Annotated in this window: 23 protein-coding genes; 15 read left to right on the forward strand and 8 right to left on the reverse strand. The window is 63.3% G+C overall.

Annotated features, from left to right (window positions below):
- The first annotated feature begins 141 nt into the window (after positions 1–141).
- Together CAG46_RS24290 and CAG46_RS24295 are read left to right on the forward strand one after the other, a co-directional pair.
- Entirely contained in the window at positions 142–798 is a 657-nt protein-coding gene (locus CAG46_RS24290; protein WP_085617965.1) for a YciC family protein, read from the forward strand.
- A gap of 87 nt (positions 799–885) precedes the next feature.
- The gene (locus CAG46_RS24295) at positions 886–1,380 is read left to right on the forward strand and encodes a hypothetical protein (RefSeq protein WP_178080726.1); all 495 of its coding nucleotides are present in this window, start codon (positions 886–888) and stop codon (positions 1,378–1,380) included.
- Positions 1,381–1,531: 151 nt separating this feature from the next.
- Here CAG46_RS24295 and hrpB read toward each other — a convergent pair whose 3' ends face one another.
- A complete protein-coding gene (gene hrpB / locus CAG46_RS24300) occupies positions 1,532–4,060 on the reverse strand; it encodes an ATP-dependent helicase HrpB (RefSeq protein WP_085617967.1) in 2,529 nt (842 codons plus the stop codon).
- Positions 4,061–4,176: 116 nt separating this feature from the next.
- Here hrpB and CAG46_RS24305 point away from each other — a divergent pair, with 116 nt between their 5' ends.
- Both CAG46_RS24305 and CAG46_RS24310 read left to right on the forward strand, forming a co-directional pair.
- A complete protein-coding gene (locus tag CAG46_RS24305) occupies positions 4,177–4,596 on the forward strand; it encodes a hypothetical protein (protein WP_013974328.1) in 420 nt (139 codons plus the stop codon).
- A 22-nt stretch (positions 4,597–4,618) separates the two neighbouring features.
- Positions 4,619–5,491 carry a cation diffusion facilitator family transporter gene (locus tag CAG46_RS24310; RefSeq protein WP_085591640.1) on the forward strand — a complete coding sequence of 291 codons (873 nt, stop codon included), beginning with the start codon at positions 4,619–4,621 and terminating at the stop codon, positions 5,489–5,491.
- Between the two features lie 124 nt (positions 5,492–5,615).
- Here the strand turns inward: CAG46_RS24310 and CAG46_RS24315 are convergent, their stop codons facing one another.
- Complete coding sequence (locus CAG46_RS24315) at positions 5,616–6,401, reverse strand: DUF6515 family protein (protein WP_085617969.1); 786 nt, start codon at positions 6,399–6,401, stop codon at positions 5,616–5,618.
- Between the two features lie 395 nt (positions 6,402–6,796).
- Between CAG46_RS24315 and CAG46_RS24320 the strand changes: the two genes are divergently transcribed.
- Together CAG46_RS24320 and CAG46_RS24325 are read left to right on the forward strand one after the other, a co-directional pair.
- On the forward strand, positions 6,797–7,273 hold the full coding sequence (locus CAG46_RS24320; protein WP_003249795.1) for an Lrp/AsnC family transcriptional regulator: 477 nt from the start codon (positions 6,797–6,799) through the stop codon (positions 7,271–7,273).
- A 54-nt stretch (positions 7,274–7,327) separates the two neighbouring features.
- Positions 7,328–7,531 carry a DUF2788 domain-containing protein gene (locus CAG46_RS24325; protein ID WP_013974331.1) on the forward strand — a complete coding sequence of 68 codons (204 nt, stop codon included), beginning with the start codon at positions 7,328–7,330 and terminating at the stop codon, positions 7,529–7,531.
- A gap of 136 nt (positions 7,532–7,667) precedes the next feature.
- On the opposite strand, the gene CAG46_RS24330 is transcribed toward CAG46_RS24325, so the two are convergent.
- The 3 genes from CAG46_RS24330 to CAG46_RS24340 form a co-directional block, all read right to left on the reverse strand.
- Positions 7,668–8,306, reverse strand: coding sequence for a pseudouridine synthase (locus tag CAG46_RS24330; protein WP_085617971.1), 639 nt, complete (start codon positions 8,304–8,306; stop codon positions 7,668–7,670).
- A 6-nt stretch (positions 8,307–8,312) separates the two neighbouring features.
- Entirely contained in the window at positions 8,313–9,776 is a 1,464-nt protein-coding gene (gene amn, locus CAG46_RS24335; protein ID WP_025340748.1) for an AMP nucleosidase, read from the reverse strand.
- Positions 9,777–9,991: 215 nt separating this feature from the next.
- Positions 9,992–11,644 (reverse strand): acyl-CoA dehydrogenase family protein, encoded by a 1,653-nt coding sequence (locus CAG46_RS24340; protein WP_085617973.1) that lies wholly within the window; start codon positions 11,642–11,644, stop codon positions 9,992–9,994.
- A 388-nt stretch (positions 11,645–12,032) separates the two neighbouring features.
- Between CAG46_RS24340 and CAG46_RS24345 the strand changes: the two genes are divergently transcribed.
- Entirely contained in the window at positions 12,033–13,208 is a 1,176-nt protein-coding gene (locus CAG46_RS24345) for a PAAR domain-containing protein (protein WP_371917557.1), read from the forward strand.
- Positions 13,209–14,030: 822 nt separating this feature from the next.
- On the opposite strand, the gene CAG46_RS24355 is transcribed toward CAG46_RS24345, so the two are convergent.
- A complete protein-coding gene (locus CAG46_RS24355; protein ID WP_085617977.1) occupies positions 14,031–14,291 on the reverse strand; it encodes a DUF3077 domain-containing protein in 261 nt (86 codons plus the stop codon).
- Positions 14,292–14,752: 461 nt separating this feature from the next.
- On the reverse strand, positions 14,753–16,741 hold the full coding sequence (locus CAG46_RS24360) for a hybrid sensor histidine kinase/response regulator (protein WP_085617979.1): 1,989 nt from the start codon (positions 16,739–16,741) through the stop codon (positions 14,753–14,755).
- A 265-nt stretch (positions 16,742–17,006) separates the two neighbouring features.
- On the opposite strand from CAG46_RS24360, the gene CAG46_RS24365 reads away from it, so the two are divergent.
- The 4 genes from CAG46_RS24365 to CAG46_RS24380 all read left to right on the forward strand — a co-directional run bounded on the left by CAG46_RS24365 (position 17,007) and on the right by CAG46_RS24380 (position 20,543).
- Positions 17,007–17,804: a hydroxymethylpyrimidine/phosphomethylpyrimidine kinase gene (locus CAG46_RS24365; RefSeq protein ID WP_061550648.1), complete on the forward strand. Its 798-nt coding sequence runs from the start codon at positions 17,007–17,009 to the stop codon at positions 17,802–17,804.
- Between the two features lie 13 nt (positions 17,805–17,817).
- Entirely contained in the window at positions 17,818–18,441 is a 624-nt protein-coding gene (thiE, locus tag CAG46_RS24370) for a thiamine phosphate synthase (protein WP_025340753.1), read from the forward strand.
- 16 nt (positions 18,442–18,457) lie between these two features.
- Complete coding sequence (gene hemL / locus CAG46_RS24375; protein WP_085617981.1) at positions 18,458–19,741, forward strand: glutamate-1-semialdehyde 2,1-aminomutase; 1,284 nt, start codon at positions 18,458–18,460, stop codon at positions 19,739–19,741.
- Positions 19,742–19,997: 256 nt separating this feature from the next.
- Positions 19,998–20,543, forward strand: a complete 546-nt coding sequence (locus CAG46_RS24380) for a tetratricopeptide repeat protein (RefSeq protein WP_085617983.1) — start codon at positions 19,998–20,000, stop codon at positions 20,541–20,543.
- Between the two features lie 3 nt (positions 20,544–20,546).
- Here the strand turns inward: CAG46_RS24380 and CAG46_RS24385 are convergent, their stop codons facing one another.
- On the reverse strand, positions 20,547–20,873 hold the full coding sequence (locus CAG46_RS24385; protein WP_013974341.1) for a DUF1820 family protein: 327 nt from the start codon (positions 20,871–20,873) through the stop codon (positions 20,547–20,549).
- 250 nt (positions 20,874–21,123) lie between these two features.
- Here CAG46_RS24385 and CAG46_RS24390 point away from each other — a divergent pair, with 250 nt between their 5' ends.
- From CAG46_RS24390 to lnt, 4 genes are read left to right on the forward strand one after another with little or no spacing between them, the layout of a single operon-like run.
- Positions 21,124–22,122: a PhoH family protein gene (locus CAG46_RS24390; protein ID WP_039613560.1), complete on the forward strand. Its 999-nt coding sequence runs from the start codon at positions 21,124–21,126 to the stop codon at positions 22,120–22,122.
- Positions 22,115–22,588: an rRNA maturation RNase YbeY gene (gene ybeY, locus CAG46_RS24395; protein ID WP_015271932.1), complete on the forward strand. Its 474-nt coding sequence runs from the start codon at positions 22,115–22,117 to the stop codon at positions 22,586–22,588. Before CAG46_RS24390 ends, ybeY begins: the two co-directional genes overlap by 8 nt.
- Positions 22,589–22,613: 25 nt before the next feature.
- On the forward strand, positions 22,614–23,453 hold the full coding sequence (locus CAG46_RS24400) for an HlyC/CorC family transporter (RefSeq protein WP_003257584.1): 840 nt from the start codon (positions 22,614–22,616) through the stop codon (positions 23,451–23,453).
- 8 nt (positions 23,454–23,461) lie between these two features.
- Entirely contained in the window at positions 23,462–24,979 is a 1,518-nt protein-coding gene (gene lnt, locus CAG46_RS24405; protein WP_085617985.1) for an apolipoprotein N-acyltransferase, read from the forward strand.
- Positions 24,980–25,052 lie beyond the last annotated feature (73 nt).

Raw genomic sequence — 25,052 nt, forward strand, 5'->3', positions numbered from 1 at the left:
AACGGACAGCGTCAAAGATGGGGCGTACAGGCGTGGGATTCAATCACCGGCGGCGTGAAACTTTTTTCAGCAAGTGACAGCCCCAGGCCTGCTTTGGGCTAAAGTTATGCCCCTGTTTTTACTGCCATGCGATGTAGACCGATGAACCCGCTGAGCGTCCTGCGCGACTCCCTGTACTTCTTCCGCCGCCACCTGCCGAACATCCTCCAGCTGTGCCTGCCGCTGGTGGTGCTGGAAGCCTTGCTCACCCAGCTGCTGTACCGGCAGATGGGCGACCAGGCATCGCCGGCCTACGGCATGCTGATCAGCCTGCTGTTCTACCCGCTGTACAGCGCCGCGCTGATCCTGTACCTCGACACCCGCAGCAATGGCCAGGAAATCGCCAAGCGCGACCTGTTCGCCCGCGCCGTGCAACTGTGGCCACAGCTGGCCCTGCTGATACTGATCAGCTCGCTGCTGATCATGGCCGGCCTGGCGTTGTTCATCTTCCCGGGCGTGTGGATCATGATCAACCTGGTGTTCGCCGAGTACCTGCTGGTACTGCGCGGCCTGACGGTGGTGCAGTCGATGCGCGACAGCGCAAGCATGACCACCGGGCACTTCATGCGCATCATGATCTGTGTCGTAGGTGTGCTGGCGCCGATCTGGCTGATCGACGGCCTGCTGCTGATGGCCTTCCCCGAGCCATCGCCCGGCATGGAGCTGGCCATGGACAGCCTCAGCGGCTTCCTGCAGTTGTTCAGCACCGTGGTGCTGTACCGCCTGTTCATGTTGCTGGAAGGCGAAGCCGGGGCTTGAGCCATCTGGGAAAATCTTCATTCTGCTCGCACGCCCGACGGTGGCATTAGTGTAAACACACCTTCAATGCCATTAGAGGAAAACGTCATGGAGCAAACAATCAGCACTCAATATGCCGAATCGTTTCGAGGCCGGCTTTTAATGCGCCTCGACGATGGTTATGCCAATACTCGGCTTAGTCGTAGTGGCGACAAAACCGATGATAGTTTCTTTGATTTCTCCCCTGGGGATGATTGGTTAATATTGGGCGGACGCACGCTGCCGCCACTGTTGGAGTTCCGTTATATCTCCAAAACCGAAGATCGCCTGCATTATCACATCCACCTTTGGGAACAACCAGACAAGAAGTTGGGTGTCAGCCGCAATGGCTACCTCGGCTTCTACAAGTATGCCGAAGTCACCGATTACTGGATGATCGAGCCACTGCACCTGCTCCATGGGTCTCTCATCTGTCATCTGCGTGACCAAAGCGGGCAGAGCGTGGGCGCCATTGACTACAAACGAGACGAGTACCAAGAAACGTTAGCCCCGCTGAATGTCAAGAAAGGTCAGATCGTCACCTTCGACCTGACGAAATATTAATTCATAGGGAGCACTTCGATGAAGCGCACATCTATTGGGGCTTCTTAGCCTTCACAAATTTTCTTTGGCCGAATCACATGATTCATGAGGATAGCCACATCTCTAACCCTCTGAACAAGGCAACCGATCTGGCTACCGCTCTGCGTCACATTCAGGTGCCGCGCGGCTTCGCCCGCGCGGTCGCATCGGCCACCAAGGGGTCATCCGGCCAATAGTGCTTGGGATAACGCCCTTTCAAATCCTTCTTCACCTCGGCATACGTCGTGCGCCAGAAGTTGGCCAGATCCTGGGTCACTTGTACCGGCCGCCGTGCCGGTGACAACAAATGCAACTTCACCTGCTGACGGCCTTGGGCAATACGCGGAGTATCGGCAAGGCCGAAGAGTTCCTGCAGACGCACGGCGAGAATCGGTGGGTTTTCACTGTAGTCCAGGCGAATGTTCGAGCCGGAGGGCACCGCCAGATGCGCCGGTGCCCATTCGTCCAGGCGCTGTGGCAACGGCCAAGGCAGCAGATTGCGCAAGATCGAGGACACATCCAGGGCGGCGAAATGGCTCAGCCGCGAGACCTTGCCCAAGTATGGCTGCAGCCAGTCTTCCAGGGTCGCCAGCAGCGCTTCGTCCCCCAGGTCAGGCCATTCGCTTTGCCCCTCTTTGTCCAGATCAAGCTGACGTAACAGCGCCACCCGTGCTTGCCATTGGCGAAGTTCCGGGGTCCAGGTAAACACGTTCAGGCCCTTGCGCCGCACCAGGCCAAGCAACGCTTTGGCGCGGGCATCGTCATCCAGGTTGGGTAACGGTTCACGCCCCAGCACCAGCTCGCCGACCTTGGTCTGGCGTTCGGCACGCAGCACCTGCTCGCGTTCGTCCCAGTCGAGGATATCGACGCGCTCGACCTGCTCGGCCAGCACACCCTCGAGCAGCGCCGGATCGAATTCGGCAGCCAGATAGATGCGCTCTTCGCGCTGGCCCTGGCGGCTGCCCAGGTCGGCGATCACCAGCCACGGGCACTTCATCAGTGCATCGACTTCGGCAAACAGCGCCGCACGGCCGTTGGCCAGCCGGTATTCCGCACCGCCCTCGCGGCGCTGCTGGGCGACGCGGTCGGGGTAGGCCAGCGCCAGCAGCGCGCCCAGCCAGCGCGGGTGATCGGGGTCCGCAACCGGCGCGCCTGGTTTGCCACGCAGCAGGCCGCGGTACTGGCGAGCCAGTTGGCGCGCACGCTGCATACCGCCGTGGCTGCCACGAGCAGCTTTGCTTTCGCCACTGACCAGCGCCAGCCGGCTGTGCAAATCGGCACCACCGCCGCGCTGGATATCCCGCTCGCCCAGCAGCGCAGCCACATCACAGGCCATCTGTGCCAGGCCCAGATCCTGGCCGCGCAACAGCAGATGCGCGATACGCGGATGCGCCGGCAACTCGGCCATGGCCTGGCCGTGTTCGCTGAGGTTGTCGCGGCTGCCGGGCTTGAAGGCGTTGAGCCGCGCCAGCAGGTCCTGGGCCTGGGCGAAGGCGGCCGTGGGGGGCTGGTCGAGCCAGCGCAACTGCTCGGGTGTAACACCCCAGCGCGCCAGTTGCAGGGCCAGGCCGGCCAGGTCGGCCTGCATGATCTCGGCGCTGCCGTGTGCGGCCAGCTGGTCATGCTGGGCCTCGGACCACAGGCGATAGCACACGCCGGGCTCCAGGCGGCCGGCACGGCCAGCGCGCTGAGTGGCACTGGCGCGGGAGATGCGCTGGGTGTCCAGACGAGTCATGCCGCTGCCGGGGTCGAAACGCGGTACCCGGGCCAGGCCTGCGTCGATCACCACGCGCACGCCGTCGATGGTCAGGCTGGTCTCGGCGATGTTGGTGGCCAGCACCACTTTGCGCAGGCCCTTGGGCGCGGGGTCGATGGCCGCACGCTGGGCGTCGAGATCGAGCTCGCCATGCAACGGGCAAAGCAGGACCTCGGGGCGCTCGCCCAGCGCTTCCTGCAGGCTCTGGTGTACCCGGCGGATCTCGGCTTGACCTGGCAGGAATACCAGCAAACTGCCGGTCTGGTCGGCCAGTGCCTGCAACACGCTGTCCACTACCCGTGGCTCGATGAACTCACCCGGCTGGAAAGGCCGCCCCCAACGGATGTCGACGGGGTGCATGCGGCCTTCGCTGCTGACCACCGGGGCATCATCCAGCAGCCGCGAAAGGCGCTCGCCCTCCAGGGTCGCGGACATCAGCAAAACCTTCAGTGGCGGGTCGTCCCGCAGCAACTCCCGGCCATTCAGGCTCAATGCCAGGGCCAGGTCGGCATCAAGGCTGCGCTCGTGAAATTCGTCGAAGATCACCAGCCCCACACCCTCCAGCGCCGGGTCGGCCTGCAGGCGGCGGGTCAGGATGCCTTCGGTCACCACCTCGATGCGGGTTTTCGGCCCGACCTTGCTGTCCAGGCGGATGCGATAGCCCACGGTTTCGCCGACCTTTTCGCCCAGCTCGCTGGCCAGGCGCTCGGCTGCAGCCCGCGCTGCAAGGCGCCGGGGCTCGAGCATGAGAATGCTCTGCCCGGCCAGCCACGGCTCGTTGAGCAGCGCCAGCGGCACGCGGGTGGTCTTGCCGGCACCGGGCGGCGCCTCGAGCACCGCTTCGTCACGGTTTTCCAGGGCCTGGCGCAGGGTGGGCAAGACAGCATCGATCGGTAATGAAATCATGGTGGTCCTCGAACAGTCCCGCGAGTATAACGGCGAACCCAGCCTGCTCTATCATGGTCTTAGCTTCAGGTGCAGGCGCTTCGCTTGCCCTGCTGGATACCTTTTCGGAGATTTACATGCGCATCCCAACCCGCGTCATCGGTGGCGCCCTCATCGTCACCTTGCTGACCCAACTGACCGCCTGCGGCACCATTCTCTACCCGGAACGGCGCGGCCAGATCGGCGGCAAGATCGACCCAGTGGTTGCCGCAATGGATGCCATCGGCATCCTGTTCTACGTGATCCCGGGGCTGATCGCCTTCGGTATCGACTTCGCCACGGGCGCCATCTATTACTCAGGCGGGCGATCCGCCCAGGTCGACCCGGTCAAACTGCGCGAGGCCGTGAGCCCCGATGGCAAGGTCGACAACCTGAAGCTGCAGGCCATTCTGGAAAGCGAACTGGGCCAGCGCCTGCCGCTGAACGACCCACGGCTGATCCAGCATCGCGGCAGCATCGAGCAGTTGGCCAGCCTGGGCCTGGTACCTGCAGCCTGAAGTACAAGGACACTACCCACGGATGATGACCACCCCGGCTGAACACCAGCGCCTGCTACGCCTGGCCACTCGCGCATCGCTGGCGGTGGCCAGCATCCTGGTCCTGAGCAAGGCGTTGGCCTGGTGGCTGAGCGGCTCGGTCAGCCTGCTGGCCGGGCTGACCGACTCGGCACTGGATGCCGTTGCCTCGTTCCTCAACCTGCTCGCCGTGCACTACGCCCTGCGCCCGGCCGACAACGACCACCGATTCGGCCATGGCAAGGCCGAGGCCCTGGCCGGTATGGCGCAGGCGCTGTTCATCGGGGTCAGTGCTGTGCTGATCGGGGTGCAGGCGGTTGAACGCCTGCACACCCCGCAACCCTTGGGCGATACCGCCGTCGGTATCGGGGTAATGCTGCTGTCGCTGGTGCTGACCCTTGCCCTGCTGGCACTGCAACACAAGGTCATCCGCCTGACCGGCTCCACGGCGGTGCGGGCCGACTCCCTGCACTACCGCTCGGACCTGCTGCTCAACGGCAGCATCCTGCTGGCCCTGCTGCTGGCACGCTTTGGCTGGCCGCAGCTGGATGCGCTGTTCGGCCTGGGCATCGCTGTCTATATCCTCTGGAGCGCGTTGCAGATCGCCCGGGAGAGTACGGCCATCCTGATGGACCAGGAACTGCCCGGCGATGTTGGCGAGGACATGGCTGCGCTGGTGCTGGCCATTCCCGGGGTCAAAGGCGTGCACGACCTGCGTACGCGGGTGTCGGGCAACCAGTGGTTCGTGCAGTTGCATCTGGAGATGCCGGGGCAATTGCCGCTGCATGAAGCGCATGCCTTGTGCGTGGAGGCCTCGAGGGTGATCCGCCAGCGTTATCCACAGGCGGATGTGATGGTGCACGCGGATCCGGTGTGAACCTGCAAGGGCCCTATCGCCAGCAAGCCGGCTCCCACAGGCACTACACATGACTTCAGGCCGGTGCGGTTCCTGTGGGAGCTGGCTTGCCGGCGATAGGGCCGGGACAGGCAGCACATCTGGCTCAGTTGATGCTGTAGCCTCGGCCACTGAAGCACGCGCCCAGCGCCCGCCGGTAGTTGTCCGCCACATTGGCCGGCGGCGCATAAGTCGCTGTCGCCGGGTCGAACCCTGACTGGCTCACCGCCCAACGGTGGCACTGGTAACGGTCCTGGTCCTGCTGTTCCTGCCCTTGTCCATACATCGGGTAGGCCACCACGTCATACCCACCGCCTACAGGTGCCGGCGCGGCAACCGGCGGGTTGACCACCACGTACTCGCGGCTGTCGGCCAGGTACTGGTAATAGGTATCTGCCACCAGGAAGAACAGCGCCCCGCCCAGCCAGACTTCCCGCGCATAGGGCGGCAGGTAGTCGACCCGCACGCCTTGGGGTGGGGTCACCACGACATAGCGGCCACCATGGGAGCGATACCAGTAACCACCGGAGTAGAAGTAGTCATCGCCGCGGTAGGGTACTTTCCAGTAGCGGTCCGGGAAATGATCGATGGTGTGCCCCGGGCGATACTGCGGCCCCGGCCCCCAGCCATTGCCATGACCATCCGGGCGCCCCTGCCAGTCACCGCCAGGCCGTTGCCCCGGGCCACCGGCTTCCCAATGGCGGTTATCGCCATGGCGGCGGGGAATGTCCTGGTAATAGCCCTGGCGTGGCGGCTGGGTCTGCTGCACTTCGTCACGCGAATTGAGCGAGCGGCCCGGCGCCCCCTCGCCCGGCCCTTCGGCCATGGCCCCGAGGCTGATGCTCAACCCCAACACACCAACACCTGCCAACTGCCAGATGCGCGACTTCATGCTGTTCCTCTCGGTAGAAAATACGGCAACCACAGCCAGTCTACCGCGCCTGTCACGCACGCCAATTAAATTTCCGGACATGAAAAAAGGGAGGCCGCTGGGCCTCCCTTCAGGAATTGTCGTCCGTGCTCGGCACTTGTGGCGCCGGCTCACCTCACACCGTCTTCTGGAAGGTGTGTAGCCCGGGGGCCTGCAGATCCTGTTGGATGGCTGGCCGCGACCGCCCGCCTAGGGCGCGTCGCCGTGGACTGATGTCCGGGCAGTGATTCTGTGGATAAAGATACCGGACAGGTTGCGGCAGATGATTGCGAAGATTGCTCGGATAAATAGCACTTGCGCAATTTTTCACCCTGGATTGATAATTCATCGCAATCCGAACAGAAAAGGCATAAACCATGAGCAAACTTGACCGCTACGACCTGAGCATCCTCGCCGAATTGCAGCGCGATGCGCGCATTTCCAACCAGGAACTGGCCGAACGCATCGGCCTGTCGCCTTCGCCATGCTCGCGTCGGGTCAAGCAACTGGAGGACGATGGCTACATCTCGCGCCAGGTGGCCCTGCTCGACCGCAAGAAGCTGGGCCTGAGCCTGACTGCCTATGTGCTGATCGGCATGGACCGCCACACCCCGGAGCGTTTCGAAACCTTCGAGGCGGCCATCCGCAACCTGCCACAGGTGCTTGAATGCAGCCTGGTCACCGGCATGGATGCCGACTACCAGCTGAAGGTGGTGGTGCCCGACATGGACCACTACCAGAAACTGCTGCTAGGCAGCCTGACCCGCATTGAAGGCGTCACCAGCGTACGTTCGAGCTTCGTGCTGAACCAAGTGCTGGCCAGCACCGAGCTGCCCTTGACCCACCTGCGTTAATTGCCTGCGCCAGCAGGCGTATAATCGGACGCTCAACCCGCCTGGAGAACACCGATGGATCCCGCCGTATTCGAAGAGTGGATGATGATCATCCTGGTCACCGTGTTGATCGGTTTCATGGGTTTCATCGTCTGGGACCTGGCGAAAAAGTCCAAGGCCGGGCGGTTCGGGACGCTGATCCTGTTCTTCGTGCTGGGGCTGGGGGTGTTGGCCTTTATCATCAAGAGCGTGGTGGTGGGGTTTCTCGAAGGGGTGTAAGCCTCAAGAAAGCCGGGAGCGCTTTGCGCTCCTTTCGCGACACAAGGCCGCTCCTACAGGGATCGCACAATGCCTGAGTTTGCGCTGCACCTGTAGGAGCGGCCTTGTGTCGCGATGGACCGCAAAGCGGCCCCCGCTAGCGCTGCAACTTCGCCGGAACTTCGCGCCAGCAGCCCTGCTCCAACCCATCCAGCGCCCAGTCGCCAATCCGCACCCGCACCAGGCGCAAGGTCGGCAACCCCACCGCCGCCGTCATCCGCCGCACCTGGCGGTTACGCCCTTCGCGAATAACCAGCTCCAGCCAGCTGGTCGGCACGCTCTTGCGAAAACGCACCGGCGGGTTGCGCGGCCACAGCGCCGGCTCGTCCAGGCGCCGCGCCTCGGCCGGCAAGGTCGGCCCATCGTTCAGTTCCACGCCATCGCGCAAGCGCTGCAACTGCTCCTCGCTCGGCTCCCCCTCCACCTGAGCCCAGTAAGTCTTGGCCAGCTTGTGCTTGGGGTCGGCAATGCGCGCCTGCAGGCCGCCATCGTTGGTCAGCAGCAACAGGCCTTCACTGTCGCGGTCCAGCCGCCCGGCCGGGTACACGCCGGGGATGTCAATGTAGTCCTTGAGCGTCGCGCGCCCGTCGCCGTCGCTGAACTGGGTCAACACGTCGAACGGTTTGTTGAACAGGATCAGGCGCGGCTCGGCCGGTGGCGCCTTGGGCTGGCGACGCGGGCCGGCGGCAGGCCGCGCCTGGGGGCGGCGCGGCTTGGAACGGGGTGGCAGTGACATGGATCCTCAGCGGAACGGCGGCTCATCGAAACTGCGCAGTTTACGCGAGTGCAGCGAGTTGAGCTCGGTGCGCAGCAGGTCGAGGGCGGCAATGCCGATCTTCAGATGCTGGCTGACCGCCCGGTTATAGAAGGCGTTGGCCGAACCCGGCAGCTTGATCTCGCTGTGCAGCGGTTTGTCGGACACACACAGCAAGGTGCCGTACGGCACGCGCAAGCGGTAACCCTGGGCGGCAATGGTACCGCTTTCCATGTCCACCGCCACGGCACGCGACAGGTTGATCAGCGGCCGCTCCTGGGCCCAGCGCAGCTCCCAGTTGCGGTCGTCGTAGGTCAGCACGGTGCCGGTGCGCAGGCGCTTCTTCAGCTGTTCGCCACGCTCGCCGGTGACCTGCGCGGCGGCTTCCTGCAAGGCCAGCTGCACTTCGGCCAAGGCCGGAATCGGGATGTTCGGCGGCACCACCCGGTCGAGAATGCCGTCACGGCGCATGTAGGCGTGTGCCAGCACATAATCGCCGATGGTCTGCGACTGCCGCAGGCCGCCGCAGTGGCCGATCATCAGCCAGCAGTGCGGGCGCAGCACGGCCAGGTGGTCGGTGATGTTCTTGGCATTGGACGGGCCGACGCCGATGTTGACCAGCGTGACGCCGTCGCCATCGGCGGCGATCAGGTGATACGCCGGCATCTGGTAGCGGTGCCAGACCACGCTGGCCACCAGGGCCTGGGTTTCACCGTGGTCCATGCCCTTTTCGATCACCACGTTGCCCGGCAGCACCATGCGCACGAAGCGTGGGTCGTCACGTAACTGGTCGAGGCCGTGGCTGATGAACTGGTCGACATAGCGGTGATAGTTGGTCAGCAGGATCCATGGCTGCACATGGCGCCAGTCGCTGCCGGTGTAGTGCACCAGGCGGCGCAGCGAGAAGTCGACCCGCGCGGCATCGAACAGCGCCAGCGGCAGGGTTTCGGCACTGCCCCAGTCATACAGGCCGTCGGCGATGTTGTCGGTGGCAGCCGACAGGTCGGTACTGGGGAACACCCGCGCCAGCTGCGCGGCGGTGATGCCGCTGCCGGCCAGTTCGTCGCCCTGGTCGACCACGTAGGGGTAAGGGATGTTCTGTTCGCTGACGCCGACCTCTACCGTGACGGTGTAGTCGTGCATCAGCGGGCGCAGTTGCTCCAGCAGATAGCCACGGAAAGCAGCCGGCTGGGTGATGGTGACGCTGTAGGTACCGGCCACCTGGACCTTGGCGTAAGCCCGCGTGGTGGCGGCGACTTCACCGTGGCTGTAGTAGGTCAGGCGCAGCGCCGGGTAGCGGAACAGGTCGCGCTCTTCGACGCCTGGCTCGGTACGGTCCTTCAGGTAACGCTTGAGGGCCTGGCTAAGGGCCCCGGTGGCCTGGTCATGCAGGGCCGCCAGACGGTCGACGGCCTGTTCGGGGGTATCAACGACTACAAAAGCTTGGCTCACACTGTGCTTCCTGTCTGGACATGCATGTGAACCATCTTGCCTGCCTTCTTGGCTAAATACACCCCCATTGATCGGTGTTAATCAGCAGGCCAGCGCTGGTCCCTGTAGGAGCGGCCTTGCGTCGCGATAGGGCTGCAAAGCAGCCCCGGCAATTTGTGCATCTGCGCTGATCCCCTGGGGCTGCTTCGCAGCCCTGTCGCGACACAAGGCCGCTCCTACAGGTCTTGTGCCGGCGTCGCCCTGGCCACCAATGCCTCCACATCCACACCCCGCGGCAACGCCCCGTACACGCGCCCACCCCCCGTCAAGCGGCTGTCGATAAACGCATCACTGACCACCGCATTGCCCGCCTCCAGCAACAGCTTGGCCTGCAGCGCCAGGGCAATATCCTCGGTCAGCTGCCGCGCGCGGTACTGCATGTCGCCAGTGTCGGCAAACGCCCCCTTGAGGTTGCCGATGTGCGCCGCCAGGCGCGGGTCCCCGTGCCCATCGCCCAGCTCAGCGAACAGCGCATCGAGCACGCCCGGCTCCTTGGACAAGGCCCGAAGCACGTCCAGGCACTGCACATTGCCCGAGCCTTCCCAGGTCGAGTTGACCGGCGCTTCGCGGTACAGCCGTGGCAGGATGCTGTCCTCCACATAACCCGCCCCGCCCAGGCACTCGGCGGCCTCGTTGATCATGGCCGGCGCGCGCTTGCAGATCCAGTACTTGCCCACCGCCGTGACCAGCCGGGCGAAATGCGCCTGCTGCGGGTCTTCCAGCTGCTCCAGCGCCTGCCCCATGCGCAGGCTCAGGGCCAGCGCGGCCTCGCTTTCCAACGCCAGGTCGGCCAGCACGTTCTGCATCAACGGCTGCTCGCTCAGCAGCCGCCCGCCGACCTTGCGGTGCGCGCAATGGTGGGTCGCCTGGGTCAGCGCCTGGCGCATCAGGGCGCTGGAGCCGACCATGCAGTCGAAGCGGGTCATGGCCACCATTTCGATGATGGTCGGCACGCCCCGCCCTTCTTCCCCGACCATCCACGCCAGGGCACCGCGGAATTCCACCTCGCTGGAAGCGTTGGAACTGTTGCCCAGCTTGTTCTTCAGGCGCTGGATATAGAACTGGTTGCGGCTGTCATCCGGGCGGTGACGCGGGAGCAGGAAGCAGCTCAGGCCTTTTTCGGTCTGGGCCAGGGTCAGAAAGGCATCGCACATCGGCGCCGAGCAGAACCACTTGTGCCCGACCAGCTCGTAGGCCTGCCCCGGGCCAGCGGCGCCGACCGGATAAGCCCGGGTGGTGTTGGCCCGTACATCGGTGCCGCCCTGCTTCTCGGTCATGGCCATGCCCAGGGTGACCCCGGCCTTGTGACGGTCGCCGATGTTACGCGGGTCGTACTCGCAGGCGAGGATCTTCGGCAGCCAGTATTCGGCCAGTTCGGGTTGCAGCCGCAGCGCTGGCACGGCGGCGAAGGTCATGGTCAGCGGGCAGCCGGTACCGGCCTCGGCCTGGCTGTGCAGGTAGGTCATCGAAGCCCGCGCCACATGGGCGCCTGGGCGGGGTTCGGCCCATGGCAGCGAAGGCAGGCCGTGCTCGACGGCGGTGCGCATCAGTTCGTGGTAGGCGGGGTGGAACTCGACCAGGTCGATGCGATGGCCGTAGCGGTCGTGGCTGCTGAACTCCGGCTTGTGCGCATTGGCCAGGAAGCCCGCCTGCATCAGCGGGCCGCCGGCCAGGGCACCGTAGGCATCGATCCGCGATTCGGCCCAACCCGCACCGAAACGCCGCGACCATTCCTGTAGCGGCAGGTCGAGGCGGTAAAGGTTGGCACCGTCGAGGGGCGGTGGCTGGTTGGTGACTTCGTGGGTTTCAGCGTACTGGTGCAGGTTCATCGGGGGCTCCTGGATCCGGGTAGCTTGAGAGCCCCAGTGAAGCACTCCCCGCGGGTCAGTCAAAGTGACATTAATGACTAAACATGTGGTGGGGGGCATGTCTTGGGGATGCAACGGGGCTAAGAGGTGTTCGCCACGACAGTTGCAGCGCCTGGGAGATCGAGCGCCGCCCGCGCGGCGCTCGATCTCCCAAACGCTACACCTGTCACGGCGAGCACCTGCCAGCCCTAACCCGATCCCCGCTTCACTTCCCGGCACTGCCAACAAAAAGCGCTGTAGTCCAAATCCCTATCCACTGTAGGACCCTTCCTAAACCCTCCCCAGCCTGAAAATACCCGCCTACAGGCTGCTAGGTTCCTGGCTTTCACTTTTAAAAAAGAGGCGAGCCATGAGCATGCGCATGAAAATATTCGGCCGAGGCCAGGGCCTGGACGGGGACGAAACCACCACTGGCGCCATCTGCATTGCCGGCCAGGCCAGGGGCCGTGTACACGGTAAAGACTGGCTGCTAAAGGGCGACAAGACCACCCCCTGCCCGCGCTGTGGCCAAGAGGGCACCCTCATCGAAGGCGAGTCCCGCTGGCAGCAGGACGGCATACCTACAGCTTTGGATGGAGCGCTGGTGCAATGCGGGTGCCCATTGGGCAGCAATCGCCTGATTGCGGGAGGGCATTCAGCTCCAGCGCCGCGCAGGGCGCCTGTACCTGAGGCCGTTCATGAGGCACCGCCACAGGCTCAAGCGAGTAATCAGGTAAGAAACAGATATCAACCTGGGGCATTCCAGCCCTCGACCGCTGCGCAAGGCATGGAACCTGGCTTCTACATCGTTCCGCGTTGCATGACGTACCAGGAAGTCTTGGCAGAGCTCGGCGCGCCGCAGGCCAATTTGCCGAGTTCGATTCTGGAGCGACTGAACCCGACGTATGAAGGTGGGTTCAAGGCAGGTGAGATCTTTGTCATCGGCGACGGCTTGCGGCGGCCGGTCTGCACGCGTGAAGAACTGATTGCGATGAGTGCGGCGAAACAGGCGCGGGAAGCGTTGGCAGAACTGACGCCGGAGGAAGCCGAATTCATGACGCGCCATCAGGCCGAGATCGCCGGGCTGCTCAGCGATGTGAGTCTGACGATGGGTGTGAGCGAGGCGATGATTGGCAAGTCGCTGGATGAGCTCAGCGACATACTGCGAAAAATTGAAGACTTGCATAAAGATCAATTCATTAAGCATGGACATCTTAGACACCCGGAGTTCTTTGCGGAACGTCAAAAACTGTTCAAGCAATTAAGTACAAACCTGAAAGCGACCCTCCTGAACAAGCGCCTCAATCTAGGAAACTATGAAAGCCTGCGCCGGGACTTAGGAATATCGTCAAGAAGCTTGGTGCACCACTGGAGTAAAGCGGGGGGGAGCGACACACATCCCTGGTTACTCGACACATTTGGACAAGCTGGCCAAGATGGCAAAATATTTAAAAAACGGAGGACGTATTGGCATTGCTATTGGTGGAGGCGGATCTGCTCTGAAAATTTCAGAGGTGTGCAAAGAGGGCAATACAAATGCTTGTAAAAAAGTAAGCGTTACTGAGGCCGGCAATTTCTCCGGGGGCTTAGCTGGTGGCTGGTTGGCAGGAAAACTTGCGGGCAAAATCTCTGCAAAGGTTTGCTGGAGAGTTGGGCCCTACGCCGTAGCATGCGGAATAGTCATCACTGGCGGAGGCGCTTTGGCCGGCAGCATCGGCGGTATGGAAGCGGGTGAGGAGTTCGGCGAATTAGTCTTCGAGGTCTTTGGAGATGATTGATCATCTTGACGTCAAACTAAGGCTATTCCTGTTAGGCACTCCTATCTGCCTCGCCTTAATCGGGCTTGCATCTGATCTTCACATTGCATGCTCTCGCCAGTATAAGGAAATGACCTCAGCACTCCAACGGAGCGCGTGCCTCCCATTTGCGACCGCCATGTGGGGAGAGAAAAGAATAGGTTCCAGAATTCTAGTTATTTCTGTAATCGCGGGTGCCATTGGAACCCCCGCCTCAAGCATTCGGAGCGGACTATTGGATGAGCAAGACCACTTACAATTCCCTAGGCATTTAAGAAGAAAAATACTTATTGCATCCTCGCTAAACACCATTGGTATTGCCTGGGTAGCGACATATTTCCTAATGAAACTGATTAAATGAGAGCTCCCGTATCTGCTGGATGCCCATCGCCGCTCTTTTAGGCTTTTTGTCGGCTTACGCACCATTAATGCAGTAACCCGCGATGCCTGGTCTTGCCTGAGGACTCACCGCGGGGGACCCGCTTCCACGGAGATAGCGCATCTTTCAGTCTATGCACAACTCCTGTGGGAGCGGGTTCATCCGCGAAAGGGCCGGTGCAGCCAAACAAACCTCAGCGCATCAAACCCAGCTCGGCATCATCCAACAGCGCCTTGGCCATTGCTGCGAAGTAGTGTGAAGCCCACATCATTTGCTGGTCGCCATCCATCAAACCGGTAAACGACAAGTCCCGCGCATAGCCCATCAGCTCCGAGGCCTGCTCACGGGCGCTGCGACAGGGGATGCCCTCGGCAATGCGGAACAGTGGATGGGTTTGGCCTTCGCCTTGGTAGAAATAGGTAACGCCAGGGGTGGTTTTGGTTTCGTCGGTCATGGATTGGTCATCATATTGGTTATGTGCCACCCGTCCGTTTCCACACATTGGGGTGACAGCTGCACACGGGGTGGAAAACCAGGCATATGATGAAACCCGGTAGGCTCGAAAGCCTCCCGCGTACAGCTGTCGTGTCAACAAACATCATATGTCTTGCCAGGTTTCCACACCCGATCGCTGAACCGTCAGCGACTGGAAAAGCCTAGAGCGCGGGATTTGCAGGAACAATCAGACGCGTGTCGACAGGGGTTGTAGGGTATTTCGCAGTTGGCGCAGTTTCCAGTGCCAGTGCGTAGGAAGAGTCTGGAGTTGTTGTAGCCTGTGGGTTTCTTGGGGCCGCTTTGCGGCCCTTCGCGGGCACGCCCGCTCCCACAAGGGGATCGCGCATTTATTTGGGCTGAGCACCAAACCTGTAGGAGCGGGCGTGCCCGCGAAGGGCTGCAAAGCAGCCCCAATAAGACCTACAGCGAACGCCGCACCTGCTGGATGCTCGGGCTCATCTGCACCTGCGAAACCGCCATGTTCAAACTCAACTCGAACCGGCTCCCCAACCCCCGCGTCGACTCATGCGACAACCGTGCCCCCAGCAATTCCCCCATCTGCCGGCAGATCGACAAACCAATCCCCAGCCCGCCATAACGCCGGGTCATCGAGCCATCGACCTGGAAGAAGCGCTGGTACAAGGTCGCCTGATCGAGGTCATCGAAGCCGATACCGCTGTCGCTGACCATGAAGGTCAGCGCCAGGTCGTCAGGCCCCACCCGGCGCCCGCGCACCTGGATCATCACCCCGCCCTGGTGGGTAAACTTCAAACCGTTGTCCACCAGGCACCCCAGGCAGCGGGCCAGCTTCTGAGCATCGCCCAGCAACCCGTCCGGCACATCGGCCGGGATGTCCAGGCTCAGGTACAAGCCTTTGCCCAAAGCCTGCCCGGCATAACCGGCACGCACGCCCTGCAGCAGGTCACGCAGGCTGAATGGCGCCGGCTGCGCGCGCAGGCGGCCGGCCTGCAGTTCGGACAGGGTAAGAATGGCATCGACCATATCCATCATGCCCTGGGCCGAGCCCACCGCCGTGCGGTGGTACTGGGCCATCTCGGCCTCCATCGGCAGGGTATGCATCAGCTCCAGCGAGCCGATCACACCATTCATCGGCGTGCGCAGCTCATGGGTCACGCTGGCCAGGAATTCGTCTTTCAGCCGGTTGCTCCTGGCCAGTTGCAGGTTCAGTTGTTCCAGCGTGCGCCCGGTGTCTCGCAAGGTCTGCGCCTGCTGCTCGCGCAGGCTGTTGATGCGGTCGGCCAGCGCCAGCGACAGCAAGGCCACCTCCAGCGCCGACCCCAGCTGGCTGGCATACATGGTGATGAACACGTTCGGCAGGTAGCCCAGCACCATCAGGGTGTTGACCAGGCCACCGAGCAGGAATGCCGTCCAGGCGATGATGAACCAGCGTGCCACGCGCAAGCCACGCCACCAGGCGTACAGCCCGGCAGCGAAGATGCTCACGGTAAACAGCAACGCCAGCACCGTGGCCATGCGCAGGGCGACGCCGTAGGGCATGCTCACCGCCAGCACCATGACCAGCGCGCCACCCAGCATCAGCAGCTGCAGCAGCCGGTCGAGACCACGGCTGATGCTGCCCAGTTGCAGGAAATGCCGGGCGAACTGGCAGCCGAACAGGCCAGCGGCCCCGATGAACAACGGCGTCGAAGCATTCGCCCACCACGGGCTGTCCGGCCAGAAGTAGGCCACACCGGCGCCATTCACCGACACCTGGTAAAAGCCGAACGAGGCGATATAGAGGATGTAATAGAGGTAGCTGACGTCGCGCACGCTGAGGTAGATGAACAGGTTGTACACCAGCATCACCAGCAGCACGCCGTAGATCATCCCCAGCACATACAGGCGCGTGGGCTGCTCCTCCATGTAGGCCTGGGCGGACCACAGCGCCAGCGGCGCCTGCACCGAACCCTGGCTGTGCAGGCGCAGGTAGGCGGTGGTCACCTGGCCAGGCGGCAGCTGCAGTTCGAACAGGTAGTTGTTCTGCAGGATCTGCCGGCTTTGGTAGGGCAAGGCGTCGCCGGTGCGCCGGGCCAGGCGGTAACTGCCACTGCTGTCGGGCAGGTACAGCTCGAGGTGGTCCAGCGGCGGATAGGCCAGTTCCAGTAGCCATTGCCGTGGGGCGGCGCCAGGCGCGGCGGCAGGGCGCAGTTCGACCTTGAGCCAGAACACCGAGGTGGAATAACCGGCGTTCAGCACGTCTTCGTGGTGGGGGCGAAAATGCTTGGCGAACCCAGGGGCACTGACCTGGGCGATGCTGGCGCTGCCATCGAGGTCTTCATAAACCTGCATGGCCTTGCCCAGCGGAAGATGCCGCGTAGCGTCGTCGAAATCGACCGCCCCGGCCAGCACGGGCAGCAAGCCCAGAAGCACAATCAGCAAATAGCGCATACAGCCCCAGCATGGCCTGTCCGGTCGAGTCGCGGTTGCCTCCCATCCGTTTGAGACGACACGATCCGGCAGAACCCGTTTGTAGAGTTATCCGAGCACTCTAGCATAGCTTCGCAACCTGGCAATCGACCATATCCAATCACAAAGAAAAGGCTCTAAATCAATGCTTTCAGAAATTAAACCGGCAAAAAACTGACCTCATGATCAACAAAACTCGTTTGTAGGACGATCCGCCCAAACAGGATTGGTGGTAAGCTCGCCGACCATGAATACCTACAGCTCCCGCCCCGTTGTCCTCTGTCTCTCCGGCCACGACCCCAGTGGCGGCGCCGGCCTGCAGGCAGATATCGAAGCCCTGATCGCCCAAGGCTGTCACGCAGCACCCGCAGTGACCGCCCTGACCGTGCAGGATACCGTCAACGTTTCCGACTTCCGCGTGCTCGACCGCGAGTGGGTGCTGGCCCAGGCCAACGCCGTTCTGGCCGATTCCACGGTGGCCGCCGTCAAGCTCGGCATGCTCGGTTCGATCGAAATGGTCGACACCGTCGCCGAACTGCTGGCCGCCCACCCGCACCTGCCACTGGTCTGCGACCCGGTGCTGCGTGCCGGTGGTGGTGGCCGCCTGGGCAAGGACGAAGTGGGCTACGCCCTGCGCGAACGCCTGCTGCCGCTGGCGACCATCGCCACGCCGAACCTGCCCGAAGCCCGCATCCTTGCCGAACTGCCCGAAGGCACCGCCGACGAGTGTGCCGAGAAACTGTTGCCGTTCTGTAGACACCTGCTGATTACCGGCGGTCACGGCGACGAAGACGAAATTCACAACCGCCTGTACAGCCGCGACGGCCAGCACCACACCTGGACCTGCCAGCGCCTGCCGGGCAGCTACCACGGCTCGGGCTGCACCCTGGCCAGCGCCCTGGCCGGCCGCCTGGCCCTCGGCGAGCAGCTGGAAAGCGCCGTCCGCAGCGCCCTGGACTACACCTGGCGCACCCTGCGTGACGCCGAACAGCTGGGCAAGGGCCAGTTCGTGCCGCGCCGTCTGCCGCTGGATTTCTGCTCCTGACACGAGGCCTCCAATGAAGCTACGCGGTCTGTACGCCATCACCGACAGCCAGCTGCTCGCTGGCCGTTTCCTGTCCCATGTCGAGGCGGCACTGGAAGGCGGCGTGTGCCTGCTGCAGTATCGCGACAAAAGTGACGACGCGGCGCGCCGCCTGCGTGAAGCCGAAGGGCTGCTGAAGCTCTGCGAGCGCTACGGCACCCAGTTGCTCATCAACGACGACGCCGAACTGGCCGCGCGCCTGGGCGTCGGCGTGCACCTGGGCCAGACCGACGGCCCGCTGACCCCGGCCCGCGCCCTGCTCGGCCGCCAGGCGATCATCGGTTCCACCTGTCATGCCAGCCTCGAACTGGCCGCCCAGGCTGCCAGCGAAGGCGCCAGCTACGTGGCCTTTGGCCGCTTCTTCAATTCCGTCACCAAGCCGGGTGCACCTGCTGCCAACATCGAACTGCTGGAGCAGGCCCGTGCCCAGGTGAAACTGCCGATCGCGGTGATCGGCGGCATTACCCTCGACAACGCCGCCCCGCTGGTCGCCCATGGCGCCGACCTGCTGGCGGTGATCCACGGCCTGTTCGGTGCCGACAGCGCGCAGGAAGTCACCCGCCGCGCCCGCGCCTTCAACGCCTTGTTCGCATCCTGATTCGAGAGATCCTCCCATGTCCCGTTCCGAAGCCCTGTTCGCCCAAGCCCAGAAGCACATCCCCGGTGGCGTCAACTCGCCGGTCCGCGCTTTCAAGAGCGTTGGCGGCACGCCGCTGTTCTTCAAGCATGCCGAAGGCGCCTACGTCGTTGACGAGGATGACAAGCGCTACGTCGACTACGTCGGCTCCTGGGGCCCGATGATCCTCGGCCACGGCCACCCGGAGGTACTGGACTCGGTACGCAGGCAGCTGGAGCACGGCCTGTCCTATGGTGCCCCGACCGCCATGGAAACCGAGATGGCCGACCTGGTCTGCTCGCTGGTGCCGTCCATGGAGATGGTGCGCATGGTCAGCTCGGGCACCGAAGCCACCATGAGCGCCATCCGCCTGGCCCGTGGCTACACCGGCCGTGACGCCATCATCAAGTTCGAAGGCTGCTACCACGGCCACTCCGACAGCCTGCTGGTAAAAGCCGGCTCCGGCCTGCTGACCCAGGGCGTGCCGAGCTCGGCGGGCGTGCCGGCGGACTTCGCCAAGCACACCCTGACCCTGCCGTTCAACGACATCGCCGCCGTCAAGAAAACCCTGGCCGAAGTCGGCCAGACCGTAGCCTGCATCATCGTCGAGCCGGTAGCCGGCAACATGAACTGCGTACCGCCGGCGCCAGGCTTCCTCGAAGGCCTGCGCGAGCAGTGCGACAAGCACGGCGTGGTGTTGATCTTCGACGAAGTGATGACCGGTTTCCGCGTTTCGCTCGGCGGCGCCCAGGGCCACTACGGCATCAAGCCGGACCTGTCGACCTTCGGCAAGATCGTCGGTGGCGGCATGCCGGTCGGCTGCTTCGGCGGCAAGCGTGAAATCATGGGCTGCATCGCCCCGCTCGGCCCGGTCTACCAGGCCGGCACCCTGTCGGGTAACCCGCTGGCCATGGCCGCCGGCCTGACCACCCTGAAGCTGATCAGCCGCCCGGGCTTCCACGCCGAGCTGACCGACTACACCAGCCGCATGCTCGACGGCCTGCAACAGCGCGCCGATGCTGCTGGCGTACCGTTCGTCACCACCCAGGCCGGTGCCATGTTCGGCCTGTACTTCAGCGGTGCCGACGACATCGTCACCTTCGAAGACGTGATGGCCAGCGATGCCGAGCGCTTCAAGCGCTTCTTCCACCTGATGCTCGATGGTGGCGTGTACCTGGCGCCGAGCGCATTCGAGGCCGGCTTCACCTCCATCGCCCATGGCGACAAGGAGCTGCAGATCACCCTGGATGCGGCTGAAAAGGCTTTTGCAGCCCTGAAGTAATGCAGTGTCTGTACCGGCCCTTTCGCGGGTAAACCCGCTCCCACAGGGACTGCGCACCAGTGAAAGCGGTGCGGTCCCTGTGGGAGCGGGTTCACCCGCGAAGAGGCCGGTACAGGCAACAAATACCCATGCACAATCAGCTGACTTCCCCAACCAAGCAGAAATTCGAGTAAAACTTTGTAAGGTTGGCGCTGCTTATCCCATAATGTGCCACCAGAGACATTGGCCGCAGCTTTGCAGAGGTAAGTCGATCCCCATGAACCGCACCGGCCGCGCCCTGACCCTGGGCTGCCTGTTGCTTCTTCAGCCCCTGCTGGCCCTGGCGGAGGGCGGTAACTCGTTGCTCATTCCGGCGACGGGCCGCTGCACCTTGAATGTCCAGCCTGAAGACCTGGCAAACGCCCTCAAGGCTTGTGAGCAGACGGCAACGACGGGGGACGCCCAGGCGCAATTCGAACTGGGCGAGTACTACTACACGCAAACGCCGAAAAACCTGAGCAAAGCCCTGAACTGGTTCGAAAAGGCCTCGCTGCAAGGCCATGCCGAGGCCCAGTACCGCCTGGGCGCCATGTTCTTCCGTGGCGAAGGGGTCAAGGCCAACAATGTGCAGGCCTACATCCTGCTGAAGATGGCTGCGGTCAACGGCGCCGAGGATGCGCTGGACATGGCCGACGAAGTGACCGAGCAAATGCCCCGCGACGAACTGGAGCATGCCACCCAGGTGCTCGGCCAGATCTTCCGCAAGTACCTGCTGGAACTGCAGAACGCCGAAGGGCGCACGCCGTTCTCGCCACTCCCCTGAGGGTTACTTTTCCGGCATCGGCATGGGGAACGGCATCACGTTGCCGCCGCCCTTGGCTTCGCTGATCTTCGCCGTGCCCAGGCGCTCCACCTCGTCGATGCGGACGATCGAGTGCATCGGCACGAAGCTGCGGATCACCCCATCGAACTGGCTCTTGAGCTTCTCCTCGCTCGGGTCCACCACCAGCTGCGAACGCTCGCCGAACACGAACTCCTCGATTTCCAGGAACCCCCACAGGTCGCTCTGGTAGATCTGCTTGGCATACATCTCGAAGACCTGCCCCTGGTTGAGGAAGATCACTTTATAGATGGCAGGTTCGCGTTTGCTCATGTTCGTCGGGATAACACATGCGTAAGAAAAGGCGGGCATCATACCTGTACCGGCCCCTTCGCGGGCAAGCCCGCTCCCACAGGTATTGCACCCACCTTCGAAGCGGTGCGGTACCTGTGGGAGCGGGCGTGCCCGCGAAGAGGCCGGAACAGGCCATACATACCGTTGAACGTTTCAGTGCTTTCGCCACTGCCATTCAAGGGTTATTCTTGAGTTCACATCCATTGCCGTCGAGCGGCTAAAAACGACCTTGAACGCACCCATACAACCCCATCGTTTCATCCTCGAACCTTTCGAGGCCCACCGTTTCGCCAACTTGTGCGGCCAGTTCGACGAGCACCTGCGCCTGATCGAACAGCGCCTGGCCATCGAGATCCGCAACCGCGGCAATCAGTTCGAGCTGATCGGCGAACCCAAGACCACCTCCGCTGCCGAACAACTGCTGCGCCGGCTCTACCGCGAGACCAAGGCCAGCGACCTGTCGCCGGAAACCGTTCACCTGTACCTGCAGGAATCGACCGTCGAGAACATTGACAACCCGGCCGTCAACGAGGTCAGCGTGTCGCTGCGCACGCGCAAGGGCAACATCCGCCCGCGCGGGGTCAACCAGCAACGCTACGTCAAGGAAATCCTGGCCAACGACATCAACTTCGGCATCGGCCCGGCCGGTACCGGCAAGACCTACCTGGCCGTGGCCTGCGCCGTGGACGCGCTGGAACGCGAACAGGTGCGCCGTATCCTGCTGGTGCGCCCGGCGGTCGAGGCGGGCGAAAAGCTCGGCTTCCTGCCCGGCGACCTGGCCCAGAAGATCGACCCGTACCTGCGCCCGCTATACGACGCCCTGTACGAAATGCTCGGCTTCGAACACGTGGCCAAGCTGATCGAGCGCCAGGTGATCGAGATCGCCCCGCTGGCCTACATGCGTGGCCGCACCCTGAACAACAGCTTCATCATCCTCGACGAGAGCCAGAACACCACGCTGGAACAGATGAAGATGTTCCTCACCCGTATCGGCTTCGGCTCCACCGCGGTCATCACCGGTGACATCACCCAGGTCGACCTGCCCCGTGGCACCAAGTCGGGCCTGGCGCACGTCATCGAGGTGCTGAGGGACGTTCCGGGGATCAGTTTCACCCACTTCCAACCCAAAGATGTGGTTCGTCACCCACTGGTGCAGCGCATTGTCGAGGCCTACGACCGCTTCGATGCCCGCCAGGCCAAGCCCGAGGCGCCCGGCAAAGATGCTTGAACTCGATATTCAACGGGCCACGGATGCTGCCGCCCCGGATGACACCGCCTTTCGCCGCTGGTGCGAACTGGCACTGCGCCAGCGCAGCGCCGATTCGGAAATGACCATTCGCCTGGTCGACGAAGCCGAAGGCCGCGAGCTGAACCACACCTACCGGCACAAGGACTACGCGACCAATGTGCTGTCGTTCCCGGCCGACGTCCCCGACGACCTGCTCGATATCCCGCTGCTGGGCGACCTGGTGATCTGCGTGCCGGTGGTCGAGCGCGAAGCCGCCGAACAGGGCAAGTCGCTGGAAGCGCACTGGGCACACCTGGTCATCCACGGTTGCCTGCACCTGCTCGGCTACGACCACATCGAAGATGAGGAAGCCGAGGAAATGGAAGGCCTGGAACGGGAATTGCTGGCAGAACTGGGTCATCCAGACCCGTACGCCGACGATGAAACCGACACCATCACACACTGATACACGAAGGATCACGAGAACCGCCATGAGCGAAGATCGATCGAGCAACGGGCAGAAGTCCTGGCTGGGTAAACTGACCCAGGCTTTTGCCCATGAGCCGAAAAACCGCCAGCAACTCCTTGAACTGCTGCGCGAAGCCCATCAGAACAAACTGCTGGACAGCGAAGCGCTGACCATCGTCGAAGGCGCCATCCAGGTGGCCGACCTGCAGGTTCGCGACATCATGGTGCCGCGTTCGCAGATGATCAGCATCAAGGCCAGCCAGTCGCCGCGCGAGTTCCTGCCGGCAGTGATCGACGCCGCGCACTCGCGCTACCCGGTGATCGGCGAAAGCCACGACGATGTGCTCGGGATCCTGCTCGCCAAGGACCTGCTGCCGCTGATCCTCAAGGAGAACGGCGACAGCTTCAACATCAAGGACCTGCTGCGCCCGGCCACTTTCGTGCCCGAGTCCAAGCGCCTGAACGTGCTGCTGCGCGAGTTCCGCGCCAACCATAACCACATGGCCATCGTCATCGACGAGTACGGCGGCGTGGCCGGCCTGGTCACCATCGAGGACGTGCTGGAGCAGATCGTCGGCGACATCGAGGACGAGCACGATGTCGAGGAAGACAGCTACATCAAGCCGCTGCCCAGCGGTGACTTCCTGGTCAAGGCGCTTACCCCGATCGAGAACTTCAACGAGTTCTTCGACAGCGAATTCTCCGATGACGAGTTCGACACGGTCGGCGGCCTGGTGATGAGCGCCTTCGGTCACCTGCCCAAGCGCAACGAAACCACCGAGATCGGCCCTTACAAGTTCCGTATTCTCAATGCCGACAGCCGGCGGATACACTTGCTGCGCCTGACACCGATCACCCGTTAAGGACAAACATGCGTTGGATCACCCGCCCCGGCTGGCCCGGTAACCTGCTGGCCCTGGCGGCCGGTGCCTCCACCCTCCTGGCCCTGGCGCCGTTCGACATCTGGCCCCTGGCCGTGTTGTCCATCGCCCTGCTCTACCTTGGCCTGCGCGAGCTCAGCCCGCGCCAGGCCATGTGGCGTGGCTGGTGGTTCGGCTTCGGCCTGTACGGTGCCGGCACCTGGTGGATCTACGTAAGCATGAACACCTACGGCGGCGCCTCGCCGCTGCTGGCGATCCTGCTGCTGCTGGCATTCTTCGCCGCCCTGGCCTGGTTCTTCGCCCTGCCCACCTGGCTTTGGGCACGCTGGTTGCGGCGCACCGAGGCACCACTGGCCGACGCCTTGTGCTTCGCCGCCCTGTGGCTGCTGCAAGAGGCCTTCCGAGGCTGGTTCCTGACCGGTTTCCCCTGGCTCTACGCCGGCTACAGCCAGCTGGACGGCCCGCTGGCCGGCCTGGCACCGCTGGGCGGCGTGTGGCTGATTTCCTTCGCCCTGGCCCTGACCGCTGCGCTGCTGTGCAACCTGCACCGCCTGCGCGCCCGCCCCTCGTTCCTGGCGGCGGGTTGCCTGCTGTTGCTGGCCCCGTGGGTGCTGGGCCTGGCGCTCAAAGGACATGCCTGGACCAAGCCGGCGGGCGACCCGCTGAAAGTGGCGGCCATCCAGGGCAATGTCGAGCAGGACCTGAAATGGGACCCGGCACACATCGACGCGCAACTGGCGCTGTACCGTGACCTGAGTTTCAGCTCCAGGCCGGTGGACCTGCTGGTGTGGCCGGAAACCGCGGTCCCGGTACTCAAGGACCAGGCCCAAGGCTACATCGATGTGATGGGCCGGTTCGCCGCCGAACGGCATTCGGCGCTGATCACCGGCGTGCCGGTGCGTGAAGTGGTGCACCACCAGCGCCGCTACTACAACGGCATCACCGTCACCGGTGAAGGCGATGGCACCTACCTCAAGCAGAAGCTGGTGCCGTTTGGCGAGTATGTGCCGCTGCAGGACATGCTGCGCGGCCTGATCGAGTTCTTCAACCTGCCCATGTCGGACTTCGCCCGCGGGCCGGAAGACCAGCCGCTGCTGCAGGCCAAGGGCTACCAGATTGCGCCTTACATCTGTTACGAAGTGGTCTACCCCGAATTCGCCGCTGGCCTGGCGGCCCGCAGCGACCTGCTGCTGACCATCAGCAACGACACATGGTTCGGCACCTCGATCGGCCCGTTGCAGCACCTGCAGATGGCACAGATGCGCGCGCTGGAAGCCGGCCGCTGGATGATCCGCGCCACCAACAACGGCGTGACCGCGCTGATCGACCCGTTTGGCCGCATTACCACGCAGGTACCGCAGTTCCAGCAGGCGGTGCTGTATGGCGAAGTGGTGCCGATGCAGAAACTGACGCCGTACCTGCAATGGCGGTCGTGGCCGCTGGCGATAGTCTGCGCATTGCTGCTGGGTTGGGCGTTGCTGGCGGGCCGTATAGCGAAGACTGTCTAACAAGTTATACGTGGCCCTGTGGGAGCGGCCTTGTGTCGCGAAAGGGCCGCAAAGCGGCCCCGGCAATCTATGC

This window comes from Pseudomonas sp. B23(2017) (assembly GCF_002113725.1).
GTDB classification, from domain to species: domain Bacteria; phylum Pseudomonadota; class Gammaproteobacteria; order Pseudomonadales; family Pseudomonadaceae; genus Aquipseudomonas; species Aquipseudomonas putida_Z.